The organism is Sphingomonas bacterium, from assembly GCF_028292945.1.
Classification (GTDB): domain Bacteria; phylum Pseudomonadota; class Alphaproteobacteria; order Sphingomonadales; family Sphingomonadaceae; genus Sphingomonas.
Genome location: NZ_JAQGLJ010000104.1, coordinates 1 through 4,683, shown reverse-complemented (window position 1 = coordinate 4,683; position 4,683 = coordinate 1). Strand labels below are relative to the sequence as shown.

At 64.9% G+C, this 4,683-nt stretch carries 6 protein-coding genes; 2 read left to right on the top strand and 4 right to left on the bottom strand.

Translation table 11 applies throughout. The annotated features are described in order from the left end of the window. Window positions 1–48: 48 nt before the first annotated feature. The gene (locus tag JWN21_RS11320) at window positions 49–1,107 is read right to left on the bottom strand and encodes a ribonucleotide-diphosphate reductase subunit beta (protein ID WP_299649957.1); all 1,059 of its coding nucleotides are present in this window, start codon (window positions 1,105–1,107) and stop codon (window positions 49–51) included. Between the two features lie 34 nt (window positions 1,108–1,141). Beyond that, window positions 1,142–1,342, bottom strand: coding sequence for a hypothetical protein (locus JWN21_RS11315; RefSeq protein WP_299649954.1), 201 nt, complete (start codon window positions 1,340–1,342; stop codon window positions 1,142–1,144). A gap of 53 nt (window positions 1,343–1,395) precedes the next feature. On the opposite strand from JWN21_RS11315, the gene JWN21_RS11310 reads away from it, so the two are divergent. After that, the gene (locus tag JWN21_RS11310; RefSeq protein ID WP_299649951.1) at window positions 1,396–1,638 is read left to right on the top strand and encodes a DUF2171 domain-containing protein; all 243 of its coding nucleotides are present in this window, start codon (window positions 1,396–1,398) and stop codon (window positions 1,636–1,638) included. A 391-nt stretch (window positions 1,639–2,029) separates the two neighbouring features. On the opposite strand, the gene JWN21_RS11305 is transcribed toward JWN21_RS11310, so the two are convergent. Further along, a complete protein-coding gene (locus tag JWN21_RS11305; protein WP_299649948.1) occupies window positions 2,030–3,937 on the bottom strand; it encodes a ribonucleoside-diphosphate reductase subunit alpha in 1,908 nt (635 codons plus the stop codon). A gap of 359 nt (window positions 3,938–4,296) precedes the next feature. On the opposite strand from JWN21_RS11305, the gene JWN21_RS13995 reads away from it, so the two are divergent. Beyond that, window positions 4,297–4,473, top strand: a complete 177-nt coding sequence (locus JWN21_RS13995) for a transposase (RefSeq protein ID WP_367182939.1) — start codon at window positions 4,297–4,299, stop codon at window positions 4,471–4,473. Here the strand turns inward: JWN21_RS13995 and JWN21_RS11300 are convergent. Continuing rightward, window positions 4,394–4,570: a hypothetical protein gene (locus JWN21_RS11300; protein WP_299649945.1), complete on the bottom strand. Its 177-nt coding sequence runs from the start codon at window positions 4,568–4,570 to the stop codon at window positions 4,394–4,396. The genes JWN21_RS13995 and JWN21_RS11300 overlap by 80 nt on opposite strands. Window positions 4,571–4,683 lie beyond the last annotated feature (113 nt).

The following is a 4,683-nucleotide window of genomic DNA, read 5'->3' as shown; positions in this document are numbered from 1 at the left end:
GATAACGCTTCGACCCTGCTGTTTCCTCTAAGGCTTGGGCGAACGTGATCACTCCGCCGCCACGCCCGCCTGCCCGAACATATCCACCCCCGCATCCGGTGCGTCGTTCGCCACCACGCGCCCGGCATTCGCCTTTTGCCGCTTGTCGAACGAGTCCCAGACGTCGTTCCACTGGCCCTTGGTCGCCGCCTTTGAATATTCCGTCGCGCGCTGTTCGAAGAAGTTGGCGTGCTCCACCCCGTTCAGCATCGGCGCGAGCCAGGGCAGGGGGTGTTCGTCGATCATGTAGATCGGCTTCAGCCCGAGCTGGTTCATGCGCCAGTCGGCGATGAAGCGGATGTACTTCTTGATCTCCTTGGGCGTCATGCCGTTGACCGGCCCCATCTCGAAGGCGAGGTCGATGAAATTGTCCTCCAGGCGGATGGTCGTCTGGCAGACGTCGGCGATGTCGTCCTTGACCGCCTTGGTCAGGCACTGGCGCTCCTGGCAAAAGGTGTGGAACATCTTGATGATGCCCTCGCAGTGCAGCGACTCGTCGCGGATCGACCAGGTGACGATCTGGCCCATGCCCTTCATCTTGTTGAAGCGCGGAAAATTCATCAGCATCGCGAACGACGCGAACAGCTGAACGCCCTCCGTGAAGCCGCCGAACATCGCCAGCGTGCGCGCGATGTCCTCGTCATTGTCGACGCCGAAGGTCTGCATGTAATCATGCTTCTCCTTCATCTCGGCATAGTCGAGGAACGCGCCATACTCGCTCTCGGGCATGCCGATGGTGTCGAGCAGGTGGCTGTACGCGGCGATGTGCACCGTCTCCATGTTGGAGAAGGCGGTCAGCATCATCTTGATCTCGGTCGGCTTGAACACGCGGCCGTATTTCTCGTGATAGCAGTCCTGCACCTCGACATCGGCCTGGGTGAAGAAGCGGAAGATCTGCGTGAGCAGGTTGCGCTCGTGGTCCGAGAGCTTCTGCGCCCAGTCGCGGCAATCCTCGCCCAGCGGCACCTCTTCGGGAAGCCAGTGGAGCTGCTGCTGGCGCTTCCAGAACTCGAACGCCCAGGGGTATTCGAACGGCTTGTACTGCTTGGACGCGTGGAGAAGGGACATGACGGGTGCTCCGGGGAACAGGGGAAACGGAGGATCAGGGGGTGGTGCTCCACCCCCAGGTGAACCAGGCGGAGATCGCGAGCAGCACGCCGGCCGACAGCGCCATGATGCCGACCATGCGGAAGACATAGACCTTCGCCGGGCCGCTCGGCCGGGTGAGCGAAATGAGCAGGCCCGCGCCGACCAGCGACAGCACCGCCGCGACGGCGAACATGATCGCGGTGCCCCACGTCATGCGACGATCCCGCTTGCGAGGCGTTGCACAGACATCATCACAGGAGAACGCGCGTGACCGACATCAGCACCATCGCCGAGCATATGGAAGTGATCGGCGCCGACGGCGTCCATGTCGGCACCGTCGACCGCGTCGAGGGGAACCGCATCAAGCTGACCAAGAAGGACGCCGGACAGGGGAGCCACGAGGGCCACCACCACTTCATCTCGACCGGGCTGGTCGCGACGGTGGAGGGCGACACGGTGCGGCTGTCCGCCAATGCCGATGTCGCGGTCGCGTTCGAGGAAGAAGCCTGAGCGGGGGGCGGCGCTCGCCTGCGCGAGCGTCGCCCACATGATCAGCACGACCAGCGCCGCGCCGGCCGCGATCAGCGCGCCGCCGACCAGCGGGTGCGCGGGTTCGGCGCGGCGATCCTCCCACTTGCCCGGCGTCAGCGCGGCGAGTGCCGGGCCGCCGCGCCGGAACACGACGCCAGCGCTTGCCAGCATCGCGCCGAGCAGCGTGACCGCGAGCACCGTCGCCGTATCGGCGGCGGGGACGACCGCGACCTCGGCCGCCAGCACGGCGACCGCGCCGATCGCGACGGCGATCCGCACCGGGCGCGAGGCGGGGGCGAGGGCTGCGATCGCGAGCGGCGCGAGCAGGCCGGCGGCTACCGCCAGGCCGATGAGGTGGCGAAGCTCCATCCTACTGGCAAGCCAAGCACTCGTCATAGTCCGTGCTTTCCAGCTCAAACTTGGCGAGTTCGATTGTGTTGTCCGCCTCGACCCCGCCCGCGAAGCCGGCGCGCTGCACCGACTTCGAGCGGAGGTAATAGAGCGACTTGATGCCCAGTTCCCAGGCGCGGAAGTGAAGCATGAGCAGGTCCCACTTCTCGACATCGGCGGGGATGAACAGGTTCAGCGACTGCGACTGGTCGATGTACGGCGTGCGGTCGCCGGCGAGCTCGAGCAGCCAGCGCTGGTCGATCTCGAAGCTGGTCTTGTAGCAGTCCTTTTCCTCGACCGAGAGGAAGTCGAGGTGCTGGACGCTGCCGCCCTGTTCCAGGATCGAGTTCCACACCGCGTCGGAACTCTTCGCCTTCGCGATCAGCAGCTTCTCCAGATAGGGATTGCGGATCGAGAAGCTGCCCGACAGCGTCTTGTGCGTGTAGATGTTGGCCGGGATCGGCTCGATGCACGCGCTGGTGCCGCCGCAGATGATCGAGATCGACGCGGTCGGCGCGATCGCCATCTTGCACGAAAACCGCTCCATCACGCCCATGTCGGCGGCGTCGGGGCAGGGGCCGCGCTCGATGGCGAGCTGCATCGACGCCTCGTCGGCCTGGCCCTTGATGTGGCGGAACATGCGCAGGTTCCACGACTTCGCCATCGCGCCCTCGAACGGCAGGCCGCGCGCCTGGAGGAAGGAGTGGAACCCCATCACACCCAACCCGACCGAACGCTCGCGGCCTGCCGAGTAGGCGGCGCGCTCCATGCCCGGCTCGTGGCGGTCGATGTAATCCTGCAGCACGTTGTCGAGGAAGCGCATCACGTCCTCGATGAAGCCCTTCTCGTCCTTCCACTCGTCCCACGTCTCGAGGTTCAGCGACGACAGGCAGCACACCGCGGTGCGATCGTTGCCGAGATGGTCGCGGCCGGTGGGCAGCGTGATCTCGGAGCACAGGTTGGAGGTCGACACCTTCAGCCCCAGGTCGCGATGATGCTTGGGCATGGTCGAGTTCACATGGTCGGCGAAGACGATGTACGGCTCGCCGGTCTGGAGCCGGGTCTCGACCAGCTTCTGGAACAGCGAACGCGCGTCGAGCGTGACGCGCGCGGAGCCGTCCTTGGGGCTCTTGAGCACCCACTCCTCGCCCGCGCGCACCGCTTCCATGAAGGCGTCGGTGATCAGCACGCCGTGGTGGAGGTTGAGCGCCTTGCGGTTGAAGTCTCCGCTAGGCTTGCGGATCTCCAGGAACTCCTCGATCTCGGGGTGCGAGATGTCGAGATAGACCGCCGCCGACCCGCGCCGCAGCGACCCCTGGCTGATCGCGAGCGTCAGCGAATCCATCACGCGCACGAAGGGGATGATGCCGCTGGTCTTGCCGTTCAAGCCGACCGGCTCGCCGATGCCGCGGACGTTACCCCAATAGGTGCCGATGCCGCCGCCACGGCTGGCGAGCCAGACATTCTCGTTCCAGGTGTCGACGATGCCGTTGAGGCTGTCGGGGACGGAGTTGAGGTAGCAGGAGATCGGCAGGCCGCGCCCGGTGCCGCCGTTGGACAGCACGGGCGTGGCGGGCATGAACCACAGCTTCGAGATGGCGTCGTACAGCCGCTGCGCGTGGCCCGCGTCGTCGGCATAGGCGCTGGCGACGCGGACGAACAGGTCCTGGATGCCTTCGCCCGGCAGCAGATAGCGGTCCTTGAGCGTCTCCTTGCCGAAATCCGTCAACAGCGCGTCGCGGCTGTGATCGACCTCCACGGCATAGGGCTGGGGCCGGATCGAGTGGCTGTCCAGCGCGGTCGGGGCGCTCGCCGTGCTGGTGGTGCCCCCGGTGCTGGGGGCCGCATCGATCGTCTGCGTCGGCATGTCCGTATCCCTGAAATCCATCGAAGCCGCTCCTTACGCGATTACTGATCCACACGAATCGGCGGGGCCGTTCATCCTACACCCGTCCGCCCCGGCCGGAGAGAACAAAATGGGACCAAGGCGCTGTGTAACGTGCGCACAAGTCCCGCGCCGCTCTTGGGAAGCAGCCTGTACTCTACCAGCCATAGGGTCCGACCCCCGCCGCAACCGCAACAGATTGTGCCAAGCCGGGGCCGGGCGCAATACGGTAAATGCGTGGAAGAGCAAACGGTTCGTCGCCGTTGTAAATCGGTTCGGCGCTGCAGGTTACCCGCGACGCGTGGTCATCCGCCGGGTTTCTGGAAGGCAAGGGAACGGGCGGGGAACGGAAATATATTGGTGTGTATCCCCCGTGCATACGTAAGACGATCAACGGGACACATATCAGCGTCAGCCCGAAGTACCTTGGCACTTACGCCAAGGAGTTCGAGTACCGCTTCAATCGTCGGCACGCTCCGGCTTCGATGCTGCCGGAGCTTCTTTCGACGTTCGGGCCATTGAAACCAGAGCGCGATTGAAGGCGGCTTCGTCGCCGTCCGGGGCTTGCTCAGCCTCGCGTTCGGCGATGAACTCGGCGAGTTTGCCTTGCTCGCGGGCTTCCTTAAGCGTTGTCATCGAACAATCCCGCTTGCTTGGCCGCCCTTGGCGGCAGGTCTATCTTAAGAACTTCTTCCACTACAAACTCGGCAGCGCCTGTTGGATGACCGTTTTCGTCCACCGAGGACAAG

Excerpts from the sequence above, each read along its gene's own strand:
- JWN21_RS11320 (WP_299649957.1), bottom strand. The coding sequence starts at position 1,107 with ATGTCCCTTCTCCACGCGTCCAAGCAGTACAAGCCGTTCGAATACCCC.
- JWN21_RS11315 (WP_299649954.1), bottom strand. The coding sequence starts at position 1,342 with ATGACGTGGGGCACCGCGATCATGTTCGCCGTCGCGGCGGTGCTGTCG.
- JWN21_RS11305 (WP_299649948.1), bottom strand. The coding sequence starts at position 3,937 with ATGGATTTCAGGGATACGGACATGCCGACGCAGACGATCGATGCGGCC.
- JWN21_RS11300 (WP_299649945.1), bottom strand. The coding sequence starts at position 4,570 with ATGACAACGCTTAAGGAAGCCCGCGAGCAAGGCAAACTCGCCGAGTTC.